This is a genomic window from Marinibacterium profundimaris, from assembly GCF_002210095.1.
Lineage (GTDB): Bacteria > Pseudomonadota > Alphaproteobacteria > Rhodobacterales > Rhodobacteraceae > Marinibacterium > Marinibacterium profundimaris.
In genome coordinates this window covers 59542-82522 of sequence record NZ_AQQR01000010.1, presented here as the reverse complement: position 1 = coordinate 82522, position 22981 = coordinate 59542, and the positions used below count along the sequence as shown (strand labels likewise).

The following is a 22981-nucleotide window of genomic DNA, read 5'->3' as shown; positions in this document are numbered from 1 at the left end:
GTGATCGGAAGTTTGAAGCTCAAGGGTAACTCGGACGCCGCCCTGGCGATCGTCCTTCTCGTCGCCGCCGTCCTGTTTTGCGTGCTTGTCCCGCTGCTCTGGCCGCTGGATCCGCTGCGCGGCGACATCTCCGCGACGTTCAAACCTCCGATGACCGTGGTGGGTGACACGTTGCACCCTCTCGGAACAGACCAGCTCGGGCGGGATCTTCTCGCCCGACTGGGGCTTGGCACGCTGGTCTCCTTCGGGATCGTCCTGGTGGCCGCGCTGATCTCGGTCGTGCTGGGCACCGCGCTTGGCATGATCGCGGGCTATTACGGCGGCTGGGTCGACGCGCTGATCATGCGCCTCGTCGACATACAGCTGGCCGTGCCCTTCATCCTGCTGATCCTGCTGCTGGTTTCGGTGCTTGGTCCCTCGATGACCAACCTGGTGATCGTGCTGGGCCTGACCGGCTGGGCGATCTTCGCCCGGGTCGCCCGGGGCCGCACGCTGGAAGTGCGGGAGCTTGAATACATCGATGCCTCGCGGGCGATGGGCCTGTCGGACATGGCGATCATCTTCCGTCACGTGCTGCCCAACATCATCGGGCCGCAGACCGTGCTGCTGACGCTGGACCTGCCGCGCCTGATCATCCTCGAGGCGTCCGTCGGTTTCCTGGGCCTTGGGGTCCAGCCGCCGATGCCGACGTTGGGCAACCTGATCGGCGAGGGCCGGTCGGTCATCCTGATCGCGAACTGGCTGGTCCTTTACCCGGGCCTGATGATCGGCGCGCTGGTCATCGGCTGCAACCTCCTCGGCGACTGGCTGGTCCGCCGGGCCGAAAGCAAGGTGTCCTGATGAAAGGCCTGCGCTTCCTGCTCTCCCGTGCCATCCAGGGGCTGATCGTCATGTTCGGCGTGTCGCTTCTGGTGTTCTTCGCGCTGTTCCTGACCGGCGATCCGGCCGTGCTGATGATGGCGCCGGATTCCACCGCCCAGGAGATCGCCGAGTTTCGCGAGGCGATGGGCTTCAACGATCCGATCATCGTGCAATACGGCCGGTTCCTGGCCGGGGCGCTGCACGGTGACCTGGGCAATTCGCTGCGCTACAGCCGTCCCGCGATGGACCTGCTGACCGAACGCCTGGGCGCGACCGCACTTCTGGCGCTGTCGGCGCTTCTGTGGTCCTCGCTTCTCGGCTTCCTGCTGGGCGCGATTGCCGCCGTGCGCCGCAACAGCCCGATCGACTTCGCGATCCGGGTGATTTCGCTGCTGGGCCAGGCGGTTCCGGTGTTCTGGCTGGCGCTGATGCTGATCATCCTGTTCTCGCTGAACCTGCGCTGGCTGCCGTCCAGCGGATACGGCAGCTTCGAGCACCTGATCATGCCGTCGCTGGCCCTGGGCGCCTATTATCTGTCGGCGATCACGCGCCTTGTCCGGTCGAGCCTGATCGAGACGCTGGGCGAGAACTACATCCGCACCGCCCGCGCCAAGGGCCTGACGGAATGGCGCATCGTCGTCCGTCACGCGCTGCGCAACGCGATGATCCCGGTGGTGACCCTTCAGGGCATGTACCTGGCCTCGCTCATGGGGGGCGCGCTGGTGACAGAGATCATCTTTGCATGGCCCGGTATCGGCCGGCTGGCGGTCGAGGCGATCCAGAACCGTGACTTCCCCGTCGTTCAGGCCGTGGTGCTGTTCGCGGCTCTGGTCTTCGTGGTGGCGAATTTTCTTGTCGACGTGGCCTACACCTGGCTGAACCCGCGGATCCGGCTGTGAGCGATCTGCTGCCCGAAGCGCTGGCGCTGACGGCCCGCTGGTGCGCCATCCCCTCGCACGCGGGCGACCGGCCCGCCCAGGGGCGGATGGCCGCCGACCTGCTGGATTGGCTGAGCGCCGAACTGGGGGCGCGGATCCTTGCGCCGGCGGACGCCGGGGCAGGGGCCCCGGTGATCCACGCGCGCCTGGACATCGGCGCGGCGCGAACCGTGATCCTCTACAACATGTACGACGTCATGCCGGCCACGCCCGAGGGCTGGCGCGCGGATCCCTGGACCGGCGGCCTGTCCGAAATGGACGGGATCGGCAAGGTCTGGGTCGGGCGCGGGGCCGAGAACAACAAGGGCCCGCTTGCCGGGATGCTGGTGGCCCTGCGGGACTTGCACCACAGCGGCCGCCTTGCCGTGAATGTCGAGATCCTGCTGGACGGAGAGGAAGAGCATGGCTCGCCCTCGATGCGCCGCTACCTGGCCGATCCGCAATGCCCGCTGCCGCATTGTGCCGGCGGGCTGTTTCCCAGCTTCTGCGAATACGGTGGCGGCGCGCCCCGGATCTACCTGGGCTTTTCCGGCATCGCCAAGGGGCGTCTGATCGCCGAGGGGGGCGAGGCCGGCGGCCCGCGCAGCGCCATCCATTCCAGCAACGCCCCCTGGATCGCCAACCCAGCACGCCAGCTTGTCGATGCGCTGGCGGCGTTCGGTGGTCCGGTGACCGGCGAACTGGCGCAGATCGAGCTGGACCAAGAGGCCGAGGCGCTGATCGACGCGCTGGCGCAGACCTTCGATCCGCAGGCCGAGCTGACCTTCCGCACGGCGGCGCGCTATGCCCGTGACGGCGATGCGCGCGACCTGCTGCGCCATGTCCTGCGCACCGCGTCGCTGAACATCTCGTCGCTGACGACCTCGCCGGCCGGGGACACGGCGATCATTCCGCCGAGGGCCGAGGCGCTGTTTGACCTGCGCACGCCCCCGGGGCTGGAGGCCGGGACCTTGCTCGACGATCAGCGCGCCCGGCTTGACGGCTCGCCGGTCCGGCTGGAGGTCGAAGAGATCGCGCCCGGCGTGCGGTTCCGCGCGGACAGCCCCGGCGCGACGGCATTGCAGGCGGCCTATGCGGCCAGCTCGACGCCGCCGCAGGTCTGGCCCTGGGCCATCGGATCGGCCCCCGGACATGCCTTTGCCCGCCATGCCGACAGTTTCCTGATCGGCGGGGCCGGGCGGGGCGGCAACGCCCATGGCATCGACGAATTCCTGGTGGTGGAAGGCTTCGACCGCTTCATTGCCTCTGTCCAGACATGGCTGACCGGGATGGGCGCGCATGAGTGAACTGTTCCTGACAAGGGCCGACCTGATCGCAGCCGGCGCGCTGGACTGGGACGCCGCACTGGATGACATCCACGAAGCGTTGACCCTGCTGAAACGCGGCGAGGCCGAGATGGCGGCAGAGAACGTGCTGCCGCTGGGACCTGATCCGCGCGACAAGGGCTATGGCCTGCCGGCGCGCGTTGGCGGGCGGTTCAATGCCGCCGGTCTGAAATGGACCCTGCACCGGGCCGAGGCACCGGCGGGCGGCGAGGCGATCACCTCGCGCACCGTGCTGGATGACCTGGGGACCGGGCGGGCAATGGGGATGCTGGACAGCGCGATGCTGACGCGTGTGCGGACGGCGGCGCTGTCCGGTGCGGTTATGCGGGCGCTGCACCCAGGTGTGACCCGACTGGCCATCCTTGGAGCAGGGCCGCAGGCGCGCATGCATCTGGACATGGCGCTGGCCCTATTTCCCGCGCTGCGCGAGGTGCATCACTGGACCCGCTCGGGCCGTCCCTTGGTCGAGGCACTGCCCGACGGCATCGCGCTCGTGGCCCATGAAACACCCATGGCCGCTTGCCTGGCAGCCGAGGTCTCGCTGACCTGCACCTCGTCTCCCGAGCCGCTTCTCGGGCCCGAGGTCATGCGCTCCGGCACGCTGATCCTTCAGGTCGGCTATCACGAAGTCAGCTTCGACGCGATCGACGCCGCGGATGCGGTAACCTGCGACCTGTGGGGCGATTTTGCCCGCACCAGCGCCAAGAGCCTGTTCCAGATGCACCGCGCCGGGCGGTTTCCCGAGCGCCGCGTCGCTGCCGATGCGGCCGCGATCCTGCTGGACGGTTGGCGGCCCGCACCGGGGGCCTGCACCTATTTCTCGAGCTTCGGGCTGAACATCTTCGACATCGCCTTTGCCGCGCGGCTGATGCGGCGGGCCGGCGATCTCGGCCTTGGAGTGACGCTCGTTCCCTGACGTTCCGAAAGGACAGACCTAATGACCGTGACCATCTCTGCCACCGATCTCATCGCGCGCCAGAACGAGCCGGGCCTCGTTCTCGTCGACACCCGGACCCGCGAGGACTGGGAAGCCGGCACCCTGCCGGGCGCGATTTTCCTCAATGTCTACGACTACTTCGTCCCCGAAAGCACCGAGGCCGGCTATGAAGGCATGGCCGCCGGAGCGATGCGCGCCTTCCGCGAGGCGGGCCTGGACAAGGCGAAGACCGTGGTGTGGTTCGAGGAAGAGACCGGCATGCGGTCGCCCCGCGGCCTGTGGTTCCAGGAGCTGCTGGGGCTTGAGGGCGGCGTGATCCTTGACGGTGGGGTGCAGGCCTGGGTGAACGCCCATTGCGTGCTGGAACCGGGCGAGGGCACCGCGACCGCGATCACCCATGTCGACGACGCCGCGCCGGACGGCTGGCACCCCGAGCTGGCGCTGACCCGCGAGGCGGTGCTGCACCCGTCCGCGGATCTGCAGATCTTCGACGTGCGCCGCCCGGCGGAATTCGACGGCAGCTTTGCCCATGACTGCTGTGCCCGCGGCGGGCGTATCCCGGGCGCGCTGTTCGCGTTCTACGAGGACATGTTGCGCGACGGCAGATACCGCCCGGCGGACGAGATCCGCGCCATCGCGATCGCCGCCGGCCTGGACCCCGAGAAGCCGGTTGTCACCTATTGCCACCGGGGTGCGCGGGCGGCGACGGCGCTTTACGGCCTGCGGCTGGCCGGGTTCCGCGACGTGGGGATCTTCGTCGGCTCCTGGCACGAATGGGCGGCGGACCCGTCCCTGCCGATGGAAATCGGCGCCGCGGCCTGAGCGCCTAAAGCCAGGATTGCATCTGCGGGCGTTCTTCGCGGAAGCGCGCAAGCCGGAAGTCGGCAAGATCGACGTCCGGTTCCGCGCCCGTGGCAAGAGAGGCCAGCACAGCACCGGCGCCGGGGCCGATGCCGAAGCCGTGGCCGGAAAAGCCGGTGCCGATGACCAGGCCCGGCAGGGTCGACGCCTCCGAGATCACGGGGATCACGTCGGGCGTCACGTCGATCATCCCGCCCCAGGCCTGTGCCTGGTCAAGCCCGGCCAGTGCCGGGAACCGCTCCGCCAGGCGGTCGAGGACGCGCGACAGGGCGCGGGCATCCGGGGTCGGGTCAAGGATGCGATGCCGTGTCAGGCTGCGCTCCAGCGCGGCCCCGCCGAACAGCCAGCCGAGTTCCTCGACCGTGCCGCGGCCGAGACGCAGCTTCAGGCCCGGGATCATGCTGCGCAGTCCCGGCAGGAAGGCGAACATGTGGCGCAGGCTGTCGGGGACGATCTCGGCCACAACGGTGCCCGAATTGGCCGCCGTCAGCCCATGGTCGACCCGGTGGCGGAGCGCAAGGTCGCCCAGTGACAGGCAGGGCGTGAAGGCCTGCGCCTGCTCTTCCGTCAGCGGTTCCGTGCGGCAGACCGAGGACAGCACCTTCAGCTGCGGCAACGTGATCCCCGACCGGCGCAACAGCGGCGCGGACCAGGCCCCGCCGGCAAGCACCACGCGCCGGGTGGAGACGGTGCCGCGTTCCGTGCGGATGCCGGTGACCCCCCGCGCGTCCCGCTCGATGTCGAAGGCGGCGCATCCCTGCACCAATGTCGCGCCGGCCGCGATCGCCAGACGCGCAAAAAGCGGCACGGCGGCCTGCGGCTCGGCCCGCCCGTCGCCGGGCAGGTAGAGCGCTTTGGCGTGGTCGGTGGTCAGCCCCGGGGCCAGGGACCTTATGTCCGCGATCTCGGCCTCGATACCCAGCCGGGTCGCCTCGGCCACCCAGCGACGGTGGCGATCGGCTTGTTCCGGGCTGCGCGAGACATAAGCGATGCCGCATTCGACATAGCCCAGCCCGGGCCCGATCTCGGCGGCCAATGCCTGCCAGCGCCGCCGGGCCAGCGACGACAGGGGCAGTTCGCGCAGGTCACGCCCGGCCTGCCGGACCCAGCCCCAGTTGCGGCTGGACTGCTCGCCCGCGATGATGCCCTTTTCCAGAAGGCAGACGTCGTGGCCCGCGCGTGCCAGTTCCAGCGCGGTGGTCACGCCGATCACACCGCCCCCTATGACGACCACCTCTGCCGAGGCGGGCAGGTCATTTGCGCCCGACACCTCCAGGACGGCCGGCCCACGGTTCGGGATCATCTCAGAAGCAATCCTCTACGTCGTAATGCACCGGGATCTCGGCAAGGCTGGCGGTGGGGCCAAGTTCGAGCACCATGCAGGTGATCCGGGCGATTTCGTCGGGGGTGGTCTTGCCGCTGCCGTCCGTGCCGGACGCCGCGCGGCCCATGTCGGTCGACACGAAGCTGGGGCAGATCGCCGTCGCGCGCACGCCGCTTTCGCGGCCGGCCTGGCGCAGCGCGTGGGTCAGGCCGACGACGGCGAATTTCGACATGCCGTACAGGCCCGATCCCGGCGACTTGATCCGCTTGCCCGAAAGCGAGGCGATGGTGACGATGCGCCCCGGCCCCTTTTCCAGCAGCGGCCAGGCCGCCTGGGCCAGGCGCATGGGCGATTTCACGTTGATCTCGAAAAGCTGGTCGAACTCGTCGCCCGTTGCATCGAGCACCGAGGAATGGCTGTGAATGCCCGCGTTCAGCACCAACCCATCGAGCCGTCCGAAGCGGGCCCCGGTTTCGGCGACCCAGGCGGTTTCGCTGTCGGGATCGTTGGCGTCGAACCGGCAGGTGATCACGTTGTCCGCGGCGGGCAGGGGGCTGGCCGAGGGGTCGCGCAGCCCGAGGCTGAGCGACCAGCCGGCGTCCTGCATCCGGGTGGCGATGGCGGCACCGATCCCGCGGCTCGCGCCCGAAATCATCACGACGGGGCGGCTCATGCCGGAACGCCTGCGGCCTGCTGGGCGATTTCCTCGGCCCATTCGGGGCCGGGAACCTGCACGCGGTGCCCGGCCGAAACCTCGCGCCATTGCCGTTCGGGCGGCTGGAAATCCAGCGGCCGGACCGGGCTTTTCAGGTCGCGCACGTCAAGGCCACGGCGCGCCCCCCTGCGGGCGGGATCGGGCACCGGAACCGCCGAAAGCAGCCGCCGGGTATAAGGGTGCTGCGGGTTCTCGAAGATCGCGGCGCGGGGCCCGATCTCGACGATCTCGCCAAGGTACATCACGGCGACGCGGTGGCTCATCCGTTCGACCACGGCCATGTCGTGGCTGATGAAGAGGTAGGACAGGCCCATGTCTTCCTGGAGGTCGAGCATCAGGTTGATGACCTGCGCCTTGATCGACACGTCCAGCGCCGACACGGCCTCGTCGGCGACGATCAGGCTGGGCGTCATTCCCAGCGCGCGCGCGATGCACAGACGCTGGCGCTGGCCGCCTGAGAATTCGTTGGGAAAGCGTTTGGCCATGTCGGCCTTCAGGCCGACTTTTTCCAGCAGATCCGCCACACGGTCCGGCGCCTCCGCTCGCGAGACCAGGCCATGGGTCAGCATCGGTTCCGCGATGGCGTCGCCAATGCGGGCCCGGGGATCGAGGCTGGCGAACGGGTCCTGGAAGATCATCTGCATCTTGCGGCGATGCGGCCGGATGGCGCGGCGCGACAGGCCCAGAAGCTCGGTCCCGTCCAGTTTGACCGACCCGCCCTGTGCCGGTGTCAGGCCAAGGATCGACCGCCCGGCCGAGGACTTGCCGCAGCCGGATTCGCCAACCAGCGACAGGGTCTCGCCGGGGCGGATGTCAAAGTCGATGCCCTCCACCGCGTGAACCCGTCCGGCGCCGCGGCCCATCAGGCTGCCCGCCACCGCGTAGCGCGTGGTCAGGCCACGCACCGACAGGACGGGGGAGGCGGCCGGATCGACGTGCCTGGTCACCGGGCGGGCGGGCACCGGCCTGCCGGTGTCGGCGGCGATCAGCGGGAAACGCGCGGGCCGGGTATCGCCGCGCATGGACCCCAGCCGCGGCACGGCCGACAGCAGCGCCCGGGTATAGGCCTGTTGCGGCGCCGCGAACAGCGCCTCGGTCGGACCCTGTTCGACCGCGTTGCCCTTGTACATGACGATGGTGCGATCCGCGACCTCGGCCACCACGCCCATGTCGTGGGTGATGAAGAGAACGGCCATGTCCTCTTCTTCCTGCAGCACCTTGATCAGTTCCAGGATCTGCGCCTGGATCGTGACGTCCAGCGCCGTCGTGGGCTCATCCGCGATCAGCAGGCGGGGCCGGCAGGCAAGCGCCATCGCGATCATGAACCGCTGCCGCATTCCGCCCGACGACTGGTGCGGGTATTCGCCCATCCGCTGCCGCGCGGCGGGGATGCGCACCCGTTCCAGAAGGCGCTGTGTCTCGGCCATCGCGTCGGCCTGGCCCATGTCCTGGTGCGCGACGAGCACCTCGGCGATCTGTTCGCCGATCTTCATCGACGGGTTCAGAGAGGTCATCGGCTCCTGGAAGATCATCGCCATGTCGTTGCCGCGCACGCCGCGCATCTCGGCCTCGGTCAGCGCCAGCAGGTCGCGCCCTTCCAGCATCACCTTGCCCCGGATCCGGCTGCTTTCGGGTTCCAGAAGCCGCATGGAGGCCAGCGAGGTCACGCTCTTGCCGGATCCGCTCTCGCCCACCAGCGCGAGTGTCTCGCCGCGCGCGATCTGGAACGAGACGTCGTGCACCACCGCAGACCAGCCGTCGCGGCCGCGAAAGGCGACCTCCAGGTCGGAGACGGAGAAAACTGGCTGGCTCATGATGCGGTTCCGTTGGTTCGTTCGAGCGTAATGGCTGCCCTGCCGGGCCGGAAGCTCCTTGTTCGGCGATACAGGGTTGCCGTTAAAGATATATCATATATCCTGACGGTGAAGGCTCGCGTTTGCAAGGGAAATCCATTCCCCGGGCCGTATCACTGGGAAAGGACCGAGTATGAAACTCGACGAACTGCCGCGCCTCTCGCTGGGCTTCCTGCCGACACCGGTCGAAGATCTGCCCACGCTCGGCGCGGAAATTGGGATCTCGCTGTCGGTGAAACGGGATGATTTCACAGGCTTCGGCGGCGGCGGCAACAAGGTCCGCAAGCTTGAATACCTGATGGCTGATGCCGTGGCACGGGGCGTCAAGGTGGTGATCACCACCGGCGGGCATCAGTCGAACCACGCGCGGATGACCGCCGCGGCCGCCCGCAAATTCGGCATGAAGCCGATCCTGGTCCTGCGCGGCAACAAGCCGGCCAGCTGGCAGGGCAACCTGCTGCTTGACCACATCCTGGGCGCCGAAGTCGATTTCCTCGACCCGGATGCCTACTTCGAAGAGATCAACCCGCGCATGCAGCACCACGCCGACGCGGCAGAGGCGCGCGGCGAGAAGGCCTATATCATCCCGCTGGGCGGGGCGAGTGCACTGGGTGCGATGGGCTATGTCAACGCGATCCGCGAGCTGTCGCAGCAGTATTCCGAGATGGGCCGAAAGGCACCGGATTACATCTGCGCACCGGTCGGGTCGGGCGGCACCCTTGCCGGAATGGTCGTCGGCTGCTCGATGTGGTGGCCCGAAACCAAGGTCGTCGGCATTGCCGTGACGGGCAGCGCGGTGCCCTTCGAAGAGCGGATTTCGGTCATGGCGAACGATGCCGCCGAGCTGCTGGGCCTTGACCAGCGCTTCACCGCCGAGGATATCCGGATCGAGAACGATTACATCGGCCCCGGCTATTCCATCCCCTCCGAGCTGGGCAACGCGGCGATCCTGCGCGTTGGCCGGTCGGAAGGCGTGCTGCTGGATCCGGTCTACACCGGCAAGGCGATGGCAGGCATCCTGGGCCTTGCCGAGACCGGCAAGTTCGAAAAGGGATCGGACGTTCTGTTCGTCCACTGCGGCGGCACCCCGGCGCTGTTCCCCTTCAACGATCAGCTGACGTCCGACGTTGCCTGAACAGTGAAGCCCTCGGGCTTCACCCGGAGGCGGCCGGCCCACCCGGTCGCCTCCTGATCCCGCTGCCCGAAGGACAGTCATCCCTCCTTCGGGCAGCGCGACGACTCTTTGGGACCGTGCACCCTGTGGTTCGGTCGCCTTCCCCTTCAGAGCCATTGCAGCGCATCACCATTGGCGCGCTGATCTCCAAAAATATCTCTTTCTTTCAGCGGACTGAGCGTGGTCCGGCGCATTTCGTGCGGCCTATTGAGATGCCCGCGGCCCCGGTGTCGGATCTTTGGATGGCGACGGTATTGACAGAGCGTCACCCTGTATGTGAATGATGTATTCATATAAGAATTGGCTCGAGGGCGATGGAGCGCCCGCGAGCCGGGCTTGGGAGGACTTCATGTCGATATTCAGATTTGCCGGGCTGGTGACAGCCGGGTTGCTTTCCGCTGCGCCGCTCATGGCCGCTGACTACACGATCCGGCTTGCGAACTCGCTGTCGCCGGGCGAGCCGACAAACGAGGCCGCGGCCTTCTTCGCCGAGGAGGTGGCCAAGCGCACCGATGGCCGCGTCGAGATCCAGGTCTTCCCGGCGCAGCAGCTGGGCAGCGAGAAGGACGTGAACCAGATGATGCGCCAGGGTGCGCCGATGATCTCGGTCACCTCGTCCGGCTACCTGTCCGATTTCGTGCCCGACATCGGGGTTCTCGAAGGGCCCTACCTGCTGGACGAGCCGGAACAGTTCAACAAGCTGGTCGAGTCCGAGTGGTTCGGTGGCATCCAGTCGGCCTTCGACGAGGTCGGCATCACCTTCCTGGTCGACAACGCCCTGTTCGGCGGCCGCAACATCCTGGCCAACGAGCCGGTGCGCAGCCCCGCCGACATCGAGGGCATGACCGTCCGCGTGCCCCCCAACACCGTCTTCATCGAAACCTTCGAGGCGATGGGCGCACGTCCGACCACCGTCGAATGGGCAGAGGTCTACAGCGCCCTGCAACAGAACGTGGTCGAGGCCGCCGAGGCGCCGCTGGGCTCGCTCTGGGGCTCGAAGCTGTACGAGACGCGCGACACGATCTCGATGACCAACCACTTCACCGCCTTCACCTTCTGGGTGATCAACGCCGATTACTTCGCCAGCCTGCCCGAGGACATCCAGGAGGTGATGCTGGAAGTCGGCGCCGAGGCCGGCGCGCTTTGCACCGAGCTGACGCTGGAGCGGGACGAGGCGTACAAGGCGCAGTTCCGTGACGCGGGCATCACCATCGTCGAGGATGTCGACATCGCGGCATTCCGCGAGCAGACGGCAGGCGTCTACGATGCCTTCCCGGACTGGACCCCGGGTCTTTACACCACCATCCGCGGCATTCTCGACGCGGAGTGAACGCAGAGGGCGCGATGGCAGTCAGCCGTCGCGCCTTTTCGTGACGGCAGGACGTGGCAGGCGAGGGGACCATGGCAGAGCAACGGGCAGCCGGAAGCGGGCGATCCGCGTTCGGGTATTTCGAGGAAACGGTGGCCGGCGCGGCGCTGGTGGTCCTGGTGGGCACGGTCTGCTGGGGCGTCGTCACCCGCTACGTGACGGCGACACCGGCGGCCTGGACCGGCGACATCTCCTCGGTGGCCTTTGCCTGGCTGATCTTCATGGGCAGCGCTGCGGCCTTCAAATACGGCATGCACATGAGCATCGACCTGCTCTGGACACGTCTGCCGGCTGCGGGGCAGCGTGTGCTGGGGGCGGTTGTCGACCTGGTGGTGCTGGCGTTCCTGGCCTATGCGACCTGGCTTGGTGTCCAGTTCTGCCTGTCGTCGATGGATGACCCGCTTCCGATCCTGCGCTGGCCGCGCGCGATCCTCTACGCGGCGGTGATGGTGGGATTTGCCTGCATGGGCCTGCGCTATGCGGGGCTGGCCTGGCGACGGGTGCGGGGCGATGTGGCCCCGACCGGCCGGCTGCCCGAGACTGCCGAGAAAGATCCCCAATGGAATTGATGCCGATCCTCGTGATGCTCGGGCTCTTTGCCCTGAACGTGCCCATCGCGCTGGCCATTGCCATGGCGGCGCTGAGTTTCTTCCTGACCGCCGGCGGCCTGCCGATCAGCAGCTTCGTCCAGAAGATGGCCGCCTCGACCGAATCCTTCCCGCTTCTGGCGGTGCCGTTCTTCATCTTTGCCGGCACGATCATGAACCATGCGGGCATCACGCGGCGCCTGCTGGGCTTTGCCGATGCCCTGGTCGGTCACACGGTGGGCGGGCTGGCACAGGCCAATGTCGTGCTGTCGGCGCTGATGGGGGGGCTTTCGGCCTCGGCCAATGCCGACGCGGCCATGCAGGCCAAGATGCTGGGATCCGAGATGGTGCGCCGGGGCTATTCCTCCGGCTTCACCGCGGCGGTCTGCACCTGTTCGTCCGTGATCACGCCGATCATTCCGCCGGGTATCGGCCTGATCCTCTACGGCTTTCTCAGCGACGTTTCGGTGGGCCGGCTGTTCATCGCAGGCATTGTTCCGGGGATGCTGATCACTCTGTCGCTGATGGTTGTCGTCCGGCTGCGGGCGCGCAGCCGCGACTACAAGCCCACCCGCGAGCGTGCCGCGACCCCGCGCGAACTGGGCGAGGCCTTTGTCGAGGCGCTTGGGGCGCTGTCGATCATCGCCTTCATCCTGATCGGCATCCGCCAGGGCATCTTCACCCCGACCGAGGCCGGGGCGATGACCGTGGTCTATGCCACGCTGATCGGCTTCTTCTGGCACCGCGAGCTGAAGCTGTCCGCCTTCCCGCAGATCATCCGCGAGACCGTCCTGGCAACGGCGGTGGTGATGCTGATCATCTGCGCGGCCGGGGCCTTCGGCTTCTACATGACATGGGAACAGATCCCGTCGCGCGGGGCGGACCTGTTGCTGGGGGTCACCCAGAACCCGCTGGCGCTGCTGTTGCTGATCAACGTGCTGCTGCTGGCCATCGGCATGCTGATCGAGGGCACGGCCGCGCTGATCCTGCTGACGCCGATCCTGGTGCCGGCGATCACGCAGGTCGGGATCGACCCGCTGCATTTCGGCATCGTGATGGTGGTCAACCTGACCGTGGGCGGCATCACCCCGCCGGTGGGCACGCTGATGTTCACCTCGTGCTCGATCCTGGGCGTCAGCGTCGGCGAGTACATGCGCGAGGCCTGGCCCTTCTTCACGATGCTCTTCCTCGTGCTTCTGCTGCTGGTCCTCGCCCCGGTGCTGGTCACCTTCCTGCCGGACCTGCTGATGGGCGCCGTCTGACCGACAAGCACCCCGCACAGCCCGCCCTGGTGACCTTGGTGACAGGCTTGCCATCGTCTTCCCTGGCGGCGTTGCCAACCGGGGCGACCACCTGCGCGTTGCAAGATTTCATCAGAATTGGTCTGAATTGATCTGTGGACCGGATCCGCCGCTTGTTTCTAACACTTCGTTAGGGCCCGCAGGGCCGGCGCGCTGCGGTGAGTGCGGCGCGCCGAGGGGATTTTGCAGGCGGGCAGGACGTGCGGGCAGCGCTTGGCGTCCGATGCTCACCGAACGGAGGACCGACCCATGACATCCCGATCCCGGACCAACCGGCCTCGCCGGGAGACAGGAGTGGCCCCTGTGCGTGCGTTCCCGGCGTTGCGCGGATCGACATCGGCCGTCGCAATCGCGCTGGCGGCGCCCGCACTTCTGGGCCTGGGGCCCGCGCGCGCGCAATCCATTTACCAGTGCCCGGTTCCCAGCGGGCCTCCCGGCATCTACGAGGGCTCCTGTACCCTGGACAGCGGGACCGCGACCGGGATCAACCTGTCCGCCGATGTGCCTTTCGAGACCTTCTACGAGGTGACCAACAACCTGGCGCTGACCGGTTTCGCACCGGGTCAGCGTTATGTCATCAACCTCGATCTTGAGGGGCCAGGCCCGAATTTCAAAGTCACGAACACGGCTGCGCTGACCCTGTCGTCGAACAATGACAACATCTCGGACAGCGGAAATGTCGTGGGCCTGGACGTAAAGTCGCTGGGCTTTACCGGCGCCGACGGTGGCTATTACGACGATGGCGGCCCGGGCGGCGATGGCGGTATCGTCGATGTCACCAATTCGGCGGCCATCACGATCGAACCCGGTGTCGATGCCAGCTTTCCCACCGAACCCGTCTTCGGCATTCGCGCCCGCAGTCTTGGCGGTGGCGGTGGCGCCCAGGGCGGCGCCGAACTGGGCGATCAGGTCGGTGGCGCAGGCGGATCGGGCGGCGATGTCCAGCTTGTCAATTCCGGATCCGTCTCCATCGGCTCGAGCGACGGGTTCTATTCGATCGCGCGCAATGGCATCGGCCTGACGGCGCAGAGCTATGGTGCGCAGGGCGGCCAGAGGAACGGCCCCGGCGGGCGCGGCGGGCAGGTCACGCTCGGCAATACGGCGGACATCACGCTTTACTTCGATGTGCAGACGGGCATGAACGGGCACCTGGCCGGGCTCGACGGACGCAGTGTCGGAGGCACCGGCCTGCCGTCATCGGACAACAGCGACCCCGGCGGGGCTGGCGCCGACGCGCAGGGTGTCCAGATCACCCATTCGGGCACCATTACCCTGGGTGGCACCATCACCAGTGACACCATGCAGGGCGCCGGGGATTACTCGGCCGGGATCTATGCTCTGGCGCAGGGCGGCGACGGGGGCCAGGCGCCGGGCAAGAACAACAACGGCGGCCGGGGCGGAAACGCGGCCAGCAACGTGGCGACGACGATCACGCTGGATGGCAGCGCGGGGACCTCGGCCGTCAATGTGTCGGGGGACACGGTCATAGGTCTGCTGGCGCGCAACCTCGGCGGCAATGGCGGTGACGGGCAAGGCACGAATTCGGAGAATGTCGATGGCGGCGCCGGCGGGACAGGCGGCAATATCAACATCGATCTGCTGGGCGCGGCCTCGGTCAGCACCAACGGCTACGCAGCCTATGGCATCGTCGGCCAGACCATCGGCGGCATCGGCGGCGGCAATGCGGAGGAGGCCGGCGCGGGCGGCACCGGCGGCAACGTGACGCTGATGGCGGATGCGGGCAGCTCGATCACCACGGCCGGCGATTTCGCCGGCGGCGTGACCTTCCATTCGGTGGGCGGCGGCGGCGGTGTCGGTGCCGATTTCACCCGCGTGCTGGCCGGGGCCGATGGCGGCGATGGCGGCAACGGCGGCAATGCCGGGCGGGCCGAGATCACCTCGGGCGCCGACGTGACCACCACCGGGGACCATGCGAGCGGGCTGCTGGCGCAATCGGTCGGGGGCGCGGGCGGGGCCGGGGGGATCGGCACCTCGCTCACCGTGTCGCTGGGTGGAGACGGCGGCGATGGCGGGGCTGGCGGCGACGTGATCGTCAACCACACCGGCACCGTGACCACGGGGGGCTATGGTGCGATGGGCGTCGTGGCGCAAACCCTGTCGGGCGGCGGCGGAGCGGCGGGCGCGTCGGGCGGCATCGTGACCGTGGGCGGCGACGCGGGCAGCGCCAGCAACAATTCCGGCACCGCGAACGTGAACCTGAGCGGCGACATCACCACCACCAACGATGCGGCGACCGGCGTGCTGGCGCAATCCATCGGCGGCGGCGGCGGCTCGGCCGCGGGATCGGCCGGCGTCATCGCGGTGGGCGGCAGCGGGGCCGCGGGCGGCAATGCGGGGGTGGTGGCGATCTATGACCTGGACGGCACCGCATCGACCAGCGGCAGCCATGCGCACGGGATCTCGGCCCAGTCGATCGGCGGTGGCGGCGGATCGGGCGGCGACGTGCTGGATGCCTCGGTGGGGCTGGGTGTCGGCATCGGCGGGGCAAGCTCGGTGGGGGGCAATGGCAACACGGTCTGCGTGGCCAGCTCCTATGCGCTCTGCGGGCCGGGCGCGACCGACCCCGACAATGCGCCGGCCGCCGGGGGCGCGCCGGCGATCAGCACGGGCGGCGATCACGCGGTGGGCGTGCTGGCGCAGACCATCGGCGGCGGCGGCGGCTCGGGCGGGAGTGCGACAGGCGCCAGCGTGGGCGACGTCATCGACATGCAGATCGGAGGCAGCGCCTCGGGCGGTGGGAATGGCGGCAACGTGACCGTCAGTTACCAGTCGCTGAGCCTGACCACGGCCGGCGAGAATGCCCATGGCATCGTCGCGCAATCCGTCGGCGGCGGCGGTGGCCATGGCGGCGATGCGCAATCGGTCGGCGTGCTGGATATCGTGCCAGTTCAGGTCGGCGGAAATTCCAGTGCAGGTGGCGATGCCAAGGGCGTCGATGTGGCGCTGAACGGCAGCAGCGTGGCCACCTCGGGCGCCCATGCCGTGGGCATCATCGCGCAATCCATCGGCGGTGGCGGTGGCACCGGGGGATCGGCCTCGGGCGTGGATGCCAGCGCCGGTTTTGCCTCGGACGCGGCCGTGGGCGCCAGTGGCGGGCCGGGCGGCAATGGTGGATTTCAGGACAGCAACGGCAATGACTCGTCCACCAGCGTGACGCTGTCGGGCGGCACCATGGTCAGCACCGGCATGAACCCGGACAACACGCCGGATTACGACGATGTCAGCGCCTTTGGCGTGCTGGTCCAGTCGGTGGGCGGCGGCGGCGGCAAGGGCGGATCCTCGTCCGCGCGGGCGATGGCCGTGGCACTGCCGGATTTCGAGGGTGAATCCTTTGCCTTTACCGCCACCGCGTCGGTCGGCGGAGCGGGCGGCGTGGGCGGTTCGGGATGGGATGTCATGGCGACCCTGTCGGACGGGTCGGGGATTGTCACCGGCGGTGATGGCTCGCACGGGTTGGTGGCGCAATCCATCGCCCATGGCGGCGGCGCGGGCGGCGATGCCTCGGCCATGGGCGGGACAATCGGCGACGCCGACACGATCTCGGCCACCGTGAACACCGCCATCGGCAACAGCGGCGGGGCCGGAGGCACATCGCGTGACGTGACGGTGCACCTGCAGGATACATCGGCCATCACCACCCATGGCGATCACGCCAATGCCATCGTGGCGCAATCGATTTCCGGCGGCGGCGGCGATGGCGGCATGGGCAGCACGACGCACAACCAGATCGGCGGCGGGTTCAACCTGACCGCGGGCATCGGGCTGGGCGGCACCGGCGGAAACGGCGGCACCACAGGTGCGGCGACGGTCACGCTCGACGCGGGCACGGTGCTGAGCACCAGCGGGTCGGGCGCGCGCGGCATCGTTGCGCAGGCCATCGGCGGCGGCGGCGGCACCGGGCAGGGCGGCACGGTCGGTCTGACCGGCAGCGCTTCGGTCGGCGGCGACGGCGGGGAGGAGGAGGCCGAGGACGATGGCGGCGATGGCGACGACGAGTCCGATCTCTCGGCCGGTGCCACGGTCACTGTCGGCCGGTCGCCCGGCACCGGGTCGGTCGGCGGCAATGTCGCGGTTTCGCTTGCGGGAACCATCACCACCACGGGCGACGATTCCGACGGGATCCTTGCGCAGTCGATCGGCGGCTCGGGCGGGCTGGCCGGATCGGTCGGCAATGACGCGGGCGATCACGACGACAGCTTCGGCGGCGATGACGAGGACACGTCCTACAAGCTGTCCGCGATCGTGGGCGGTGGCGGTGGCCAGGGCAGTGACGGCAAGACGACCACGGTCACGTTGTCGGACGCCGTGATCCAGACCTCGGGCGACTACGCCGACGGCATCGTCGCGCAATCCATCGGCGGTGGCGGCGGCGGTGGCGGCACGTCGACGGCGGATGGCAGCGAGGCGACAGCCTCGATCATCGTGGGGGTCGGCGGCCAGGGCGGCAATGGCGGCAACGGCGGCGCGGTGAATGCCTATTTCTCCTACGACAATTACGACAAGTTGGTCGAAACGACCGGCTACGCTGCGCATGGCGCGGTGCTGCAATCCATCGGCGGCGGGGGTGGCCAGGGCGGCGACGGATCCGAGCAGTCCTCGGGCGATCTGTCGGTTGGGGCGGCCGTGGGCGGCGCCGGTGGCCAGGGCGGCAACGGCGGCACGATCACTGTCTCTGCGTCGTCCGACGGCGGCTTTGCAACGCCGGACTTCGTGACCTACGGCGACGACGCCTATGCGCTCATGGCCCAGTCGATCGGTGGCGGCGGCGGTATCGGATCCGCCGGCACGGCCGAAAGCGACGACGGCGATCTTGAGCTCGATATCGTGGTCGGCGGATCCGGCGGCGCGGCGGGCAACGGGGGGACCGTCAATCTGAGCACCGGCGGCGAATACTTCACCCACGGTCACCGGGCCATCGGATTGCTGGCGCAATCCATCGGCGGCGGTGGCGGCGTGGGCGGCGCCACAAGTGCGGGCAACATCCATACCCTTACATTCGGCGGCCAGGGCGGCGGGGCCGGCAACGGCGGGGCCGTCACGCTGGACCTGGGCGACGAGATCAGTGTCGGCACCGGGGGCAACGGGGCCCATGCCATTGTCGCGCAGTCCATCGGCGGCGGGGGCGGTATCGCGGGCGACGTGTCGACCGGGAACCTTGGCGTGTCCTTCGACCAGGCCTCGGACGGGTCCGACGGCAGCGGCGGCGACGTGCGGATCGAGATGGGAGACGAGACCACGATCACCACGCAGGGCGTTTTCGCCTTTGGCGTCATCGCGCAATCCATCGCCGGCGGTGGCGGGATTGCGGGCGATGCCGAGGGCGTTGTCATGGGCTCGAACAGATACGGCTCGGCCGCATCGGCCGATGTGACGGTGATCCAGGGCGGAGGTCTCCGCGCCTACGGGTCGGATTCGGTTGGCATCTTCGCCCAGAGCGACGCCCCCGGCACCAAGGGCAAGATCGACATCGAGATCAACGGAGTGGTGTCCGGGGCGACCGGCGTGATGGTGGCGCAGGGCAACGGGAACAACGTGCTGAACGTGAATTCGAGCGGCAGCATCACCGGTGGCACCTCGGGCATTGCGCCGAGCGGATCGGCCGCGGCCGCGGCTGCCGCGGCGCCTGTCGCGCCCGGCCCGGCGGTGGCCTATCGCGGAACGGCCGGGATGCGGGTGACGAATGCCGGCCGGATCTCCGGCGACATCCTGCGGCAGGACGAGATCACCGGAGACCGCGTTGCGGCGGCACCGATCATCCGGCTGGGCAACATGAAAGGCGGCGTGCTGGACGGGGCGAAGATCTACGACGCGCATGTGACCAACAACGGCCGCATGATCGTGGGGCAGGGCAGCGGGATGGACCGGCTGAAGGTGACAGGCGATTTCACCCAAGGCGCATCGGGCGAAACCGTGCTGGCCGCGGATTTCGAGCTGGGGCAATCGGATGTGCTGGAGATCGACGGCAAAGCGGATCTGGCCGGGCAGCTCACCGTTCAGCCGCTGGCGGCGGTGAACGGGCGCAGCCTGTCGTTCCTGACGGCGGGCAGCGGCGTGACGGGTCGGTTCGACAGCGTGTCGTCGCAGCTCTTCACCTATGATCACGCTCCGACGGCGGACGGCTACAGCCTGACCCTGACGGGCCAGACCTTTGCCGATCCGTCGCACGGGCTGGATGCGCAGCAGCTGAACGTGGCGACCTACATGGGCACCCTGTTCGAACAGGGTGATACCGGGCTGGCGGCGGCAATGGGCGCGCTGGACAGCGCGGCCGCCGGAGGCAGCTATGGCGCGGCGCTGGATGGGCTGTCGCCCGGAGCGGCGCTGGCGGGCGAGGCAGCCAGCTTTCAGCTGGCGCAGGACCGGCTGACGACGCTGCTGGGCTGTGCCGATGCGGCCGGCGCCTGGACCGGAGGCGACCGTTGCCTGCAGCTGATCGGCGCGGGGCGCTGGATCGACCAGACCGGCGGCTCGGACGGGGCGGGATACGACGGGCAGGCCTATACCTTTGGGCTGGCCGGGGATTTCGTCGCAGACAACGGCTGGCGCTTCGGCGCGATGGCCGGGTATGAAACCAGCAGCTATGACGGCGAGACCCCGGGCAACAGCAGCGATGGCAGCACGGTCTTCGCGGGCCTGTCGGCCAGCGGCAGCCTGGGCGCGATGACCTTCTCGGCGGCGGCGGTCTATGGCCATGGCAGCTATGACACCACCCGCATGCCGGGGCTGACCGCGGGCGCGGACCGGGCCGAGGCCAGCCATGACGTCAACAGCATCGCCGGGCGGCTGCAGGCCAGCTATCGGCGCGATTTCGGCGCGGCCTGGGTGACGCCGTCGCTGGCGCTGGACGTGATCCACGTGCAGTCGGACGGCTGGACCGAGACGGGCGCCGGGGCGCTGTCGCTTCAGGTGTCGGATGCCGACGAGACCGCCCTGGTGGTCACACCCGCAATCGAGGCGGGGCAGAGCTTTGCCCTGTCCGGGGGCCGGCAGCTGCGGGTCTATGGCCGGGCGGGCGTGAGCCTGTCGACGGTGGACACGTTCCAGGCCAGCGCGGCGTTCGTCGGGGCCGGATCCGGGGCGGATCCCTTCCTGGGCGGGGTGGCCGTGCCTGAGACGGTGGGCAGGATCTCGGCCGGCATGCGGATCGGCGGGCAGGGCAATCTGGCCCTCGATCTGCGCTACGACGGGGCCTTTGGCAGCGGTTTCGACAGCCATGCCGGCAGCCTGAACCTGACGATGCGCTTCTGAGGCGGCGACGCGGGCCGACCGGGCCGGGGGTCAGCGGATACGGACCGGTTCGGTAAAGGTGTAGCCGACGCCGTAGACCGAGCGGATCGGCGCCTCTCGCCCGGTGCCGCCGCCGATCTTGCGGCGCAACCGGCTGACCACGGCGTCCAGATGGCGATTGTCGAACTGGACCCGGGGCCGGGCCAACCGCACCACCAGATCCTCGCGCCGGGCAACCGGTTCGGTCGAGCCGCAGAGCGCGTTGAGAAAGCTGAATTCCGTGGCCGTCAGCCGCAGCGCGTTGCGGTCCGGATCAAAGAGCACCCATTCCTGGCTGTCCAGGATCCAGCCCTGTCCGTTCTCCGGCGCGGCCGTGGTTGCGGTGTCGCCGGTGCGACGCAGCAAGGCGCGGACACAGGCCTCGATTTCGCGCAGCGGGGTGTCCTTGACCAGGTAGACATCCGCGCCGCTGTCAAAGCCACGGATCCGGTGCTCGCTTTCCACCAGCCCGGTGAGCATGACGATGCCGCAGGAATGGCGGGCGCGGATTTCGGTGGCAAGATCAAAGCCGCTGCCGTCGGGCAGGCCCACATCCAGCACGATGGCGCGGGGCGGTGTGTCGCCCTCCATCTCGGCGCGCAGGGCGGCGGCGGTGCCGACGCCGTCGGCAGTCAGGCCGGCCAGTCGCAGGTAGTCGACGATATCCATGCGCAGGCGATCTTCGTCCTCGACGACAAGGACACGGTTCAGTGCCATTCCGGTTCCTTCTGTTCCCGCGGTTCCGGGCTGGCATTGGTTGAGGGCAGACGGATTTCGGCGATGGTGCCGCCGCCGGGCCTGGGCGCCAGCACGACCTCGCCGCCGTGATAGGACACCAGCCGCCGGGCCGCGTAAAGCCCCATGCCGGTTCCGGTGCCCGGTGTGGTGTTCGAGGCCCGCACGAAGCGCCGGCCGATCCGCGTGCGATCCGCGTCGGGAATGCCGATGCCCCGGTCCGACACGCGGATGATCGCGGTGTCGCGGTCGGCCAGGATGGCCAGCTCGACCGGACTGTCGGGGGGCGCGTATTTCAGGGCATTGTCGATCAGGTTGATGATCGCGGTCAGAAGCATGTCGGCATCCGCGCGCAGCTCGGTCCCGACTTCGGCGGGGCAGACGCGCAGGCGATCTCCGCCGCCGACCATGTCGAAATGCAGCATCACGTCGGCCAGCAGATCGTCGGGCGGCAACGGCTCGGGATGAAAGCCGCCCTCGTCGCTGCCGGACAGGAACCGGTCGATCAGCGCCGACAGACGGTCGAGCGACTGGCTGATGCCTGTCAGCCTGTCGCGGGCGTCGGGATCGATGCCGCGCCCGGCCAGCCCGATCATCTCGGTCGCGTTGCGGATCGTGGCCAGCGGTGTGCGGAATTCGTGGCTGACGAGGCGGGTGAAATCCGCCTGTTCCTCGCGCAGCTGACGTTCGGTGTCGAGGCTGGCGCTCAGTTCGCGTTCCAGCCGCCGCCGCTGTTCGATCTCGTCCAGCAGGGCGGCGTTGTTGGCGCGCAGATCGGCCGAGAGCCGCCAGCTGACCATCAGGATCAGGCTGGCGAACATGCCGGTCAGGACGATGTTGCCCTGCAGCAGGTACCAGGCATGGCGATCGCCCAGCAGCGCCAGCCCCCCGGGGTCGGGCGGGGCGCGGAATTCGAGGATCGTCGCGACGACGCTGATCACCATGTAATAGACCAGCACCGCGATCATCACCCAGCGCAGCATGCGCGGCATGCTCCGGTCGCGGGCGAGCGACAGGCTCATCAGCGACATCATCCCCAGCGTGAACATCGCCGAGAGCAGGAACCGGACCGAGACGTTCGAGGGCGCCAGCTGAACCGAGGCGATCCAGGCCAGCAGCAGCGCCGCCACCATGCCGAACATCAGTTTCGTGCGCGGCGGCTGTTCCAGGAACCGCGACAGGCCAATCGCGATCAGCACCAGGCCCAGCTTGATCAGCAGGTTGTCGATCACGATCCACCACGCTGGGACCTCTGAGCCCCGCAGGGTCATCAGGACCAGGGCGATGGACATGGTGCTAAAGCCGGCGGCAAAGTATTTCAGCGCGTCCAGACGGCGCCAGGCGATCCAGAACAGCAGCCATGTCACGCCTTCTAGAGCCGCCGTGGTCACGCCAAGCGCGAAGATCGTCCTGAGGTCCAGCATGCCGTTCATCCGGATCCGCGCGCCCCTTTCCGGGGGTTCAGCGCGACGCGCCCCGCCAGCCGTGATCCGGAAGACCGATGTGCCTGCCTGTTGGTTGGAGTCACGTCCCGCCTCCGTCAACACCCGCCCTGGTTGATCTAATGCACCCGGACAGAGGTTGGCAAGCTTGGTGGCGGGCCACCGGGCGCTCCCGCTCGGCTGCTGAAACCTTTGCAGCTTAAAGAGCCTGCGCAATGCGGCCTGGACCATGTCCTGCGCCAGCGCTGCCCAAGGACGCGGCCCGTACGTGC

At 68.5% G+C, this 22981-nt stretch carries 15 protein-coding genes; 10 read left to right on the top strand and 5 right to left on the bottom strand.

What is annotated here, in order from left to right; all coding sequences use genetic code 11:
- Genes ATO3_RS19370 through ATO3_RS19350 form a run of 5 tightly spaced genes read left to right on the top strand, consistent with a single transcriptional unit; the run spans window position 1 to window position 4883 of the window.
- Window positions 1-840 (top strand): ABC transporter permease, encoded by an 840-nt coding sequence (locus tag ATO3_RS19370; RefSeq protein WP_198963319.1) that lies wholly within the window; start codon window positions 1-3, stop codon window positions 838-840.
- The gene (locus tag ATO3_RS19365; RefSeq protein WP_088651546.1) at window positions 840-1760 is read left to right on the top strand and encodes an ABC transporter permease; all 921 of its coding nucleotides are present in this window, start codon (window positions 840-842) and stop codon (window positions 1758-1760) included. The genes ATO3_RS19370 and ATO3_RS19365 overlap by 1 nt, the downstream gene beginning before the upstream one ends.
- Window positions 1757-3085 carry a M20 family metallopeptidase gene (locus ATO3_RS19360; protein ID WP_143747309.1) on the top strand — a complete coding sequence of 443 codons (1329 nt, stop codon included), beginning with the start codon at window positions 1757-1759 and terminating at the stop codon, window positions 3083-3085. The genes ATO3_RS19365 and ATO3_RS19360 overlap by 4 nt, the downstream gene beginning before the upstream one ends.
- Entirely contained in the window at window positions 3078-4040 is a 963-nt protein-coding gene (locus tag ATO3_RS19355) for an ornithine cyclodeaminase (protein ID WP_088651545.1), read from the top strand. The genes ATO3_RS19360 and ATO3_RS19355 overlap by 8 nt, the downstream gene beginning before the upstream one ends.
- Window positions 4041-4061: 21 nt before the next feature.
- Entirely contained in the window at window positions 4062-4883 is an 822-nt protein-coding gene (locus ATO3_RS19350) for a sulfurtransferase (protein WP_088651544.1), read from the top strand.
- Between the two features lie 4 nt (window positions 4884-4887).
- Here the strand turns inward: ATO3_RS19350 and ATO3_RS19345 are convergent, their stop codons facing one another.
- From ATO3_RS19345 to ATO3_RS19335, 3 genes are read right to left on the bottom strand one after another with little or no spacing between them, the layout of a single operon-like run.
- Entirely contained in the window at window positions 4888-6225 is a 1338-nt protein-coding gene (locus tag ATO3_RS19345; protein ID WP_088651543.1) for an NAD(P)/FAD-dependent oxidoreductase, read from the bottom strand.
- 1 nt (window position 6226) lies between these two features.
- Window positions 6227-6919: an SDR family NAD(P)-dependent oxidoreductase gene (locus tag ATO3_RS19340; RefSeq protein ID WP_198963318.1), complete on the bottom strand. Its 693-nt coding sequence runs from the start codon at window positions 6917-6919 to the stop codon at window positions 6227-6229.
- On the bottom strand, window positions 6916-8775 hold the full coding sequence (locus tag ATO3_RS19335; protein WP_088651542.1) for an ABC transporter ATP-binding protein: 1860 nt from the start codon (window positions 8773-8775) through the stop codon (window positions 6916-6918). The genes ATO3_RS19340 and ATO3_RS19335 overlap by 4 nt, the downstream gene beginning before the upstream one ends.
- Before the next feature lie 172 nt (window positions 8776-8947).
- Between ATO3_RS19335 and ATO3_RS19330 the strand changes: the two genes are divergently transcribed.
- The 5 genes from ATO3_RS19330 (at window position 8948) to ATO3_RS19310 (ending at window position 20514) form a co-directional block, all read left to right on the top strand.
- Entirely contained in the window at window positions 8948-9949 is a 1002-nt protein-coding gene (locus tag ATO3_RS19330; RefSeq protein WP_088651541.1) for a 1-aminocyclopropane-1-carboxylate deaminase/D-cysteine desulfhydrase, read from the top strand.
- Between the two features lie 388 nt (window positions 9950-10337).
- A complete protein-coding gene (locus tag ATO3_RS19325; protein ID WP_088651540.1) occupies window positions 10338-11318 on the top strand; it encodes a C4-dicarboxylate TRAP transporter substrate-binding protein in 981 nt (326 codons plus the stop codon).
- 71 nt (window positions 11319-11389) lie between these two features.
- The gene (locus ATO3_RS19320) at window positions 11390-11926 is read left to right on the top strand and encodes a TRAP transporter small permease (RefSeq protein ID WP_088651539.1); all 537 of its coding nucleotides are present in this window, start codon (window positions 11390-11392) and stop codon (window positions 11924-11926) included.
- Window positions 11917-13206 carry a TRAP transporter large permease gene (locus ATO3_RS19315; protein WP_088651538.1) on the top strand — a complete coding sequence of 430 codons (1290 nt, stop codon included), beginning with the start codon at window positions 11917-11919 and terminating at the stop codon, window positions 13204-13206. The genes ATO3_RS19320 and ATO3_RS19315 overlap by 10 nt, the downstream gene beginning before the upstream one ends.
- A 333-nt stretch (window positions 13207-13539) precedes the next feature.
- On the top strand, window positions 13540-20514 hold the full coding sequence (locus tag ATO3_RS19310) for an autotransporter outer membrane beta-barrel domain-containing protein (protein ID WP_143747308.1): 6975 nt from the start codon (window positions 13540-13542) through the stop codon (window positions 20512-20514).
- A 30-nt stretch (window positions 20515-20544) separates the two neighbouring features.
- Here the strand turns inward: ATO3_RS19310 and ATO3_RS19305 are convergent, their stop codons facing one another.
- Both ATO3_RS19305 and ATO3_RS19300 read right to left on the bottom strand, forming a co-directional pair.
- Complete coding sequence (locus tag ATO3_RS19305) at window positions 20545-21249, bottom strand: response regulator transcription factor (protein ID WP_233152225.1); 705 nt, start codon at window positions 21247-21249, stop codon at window positions 20545-20547.
- On the bottom strand, window positions 21240-22691 hold the full coding sequence (locus ATO3_RS19300) for a sensor histidine kinase (protein ID WP_158218022.1): 1452 nt from the start codon (window positions 22689-22691) through the stop codon (window positions 21240-21242). The genes ATO3_RS19305 and ATO3_RS19300 overlap by 10 nt, the downstream gene beginning before the upstream one ends.
- Between the last annotated feature and the right edge of the window lie 290 nt (window positions 22692-22981).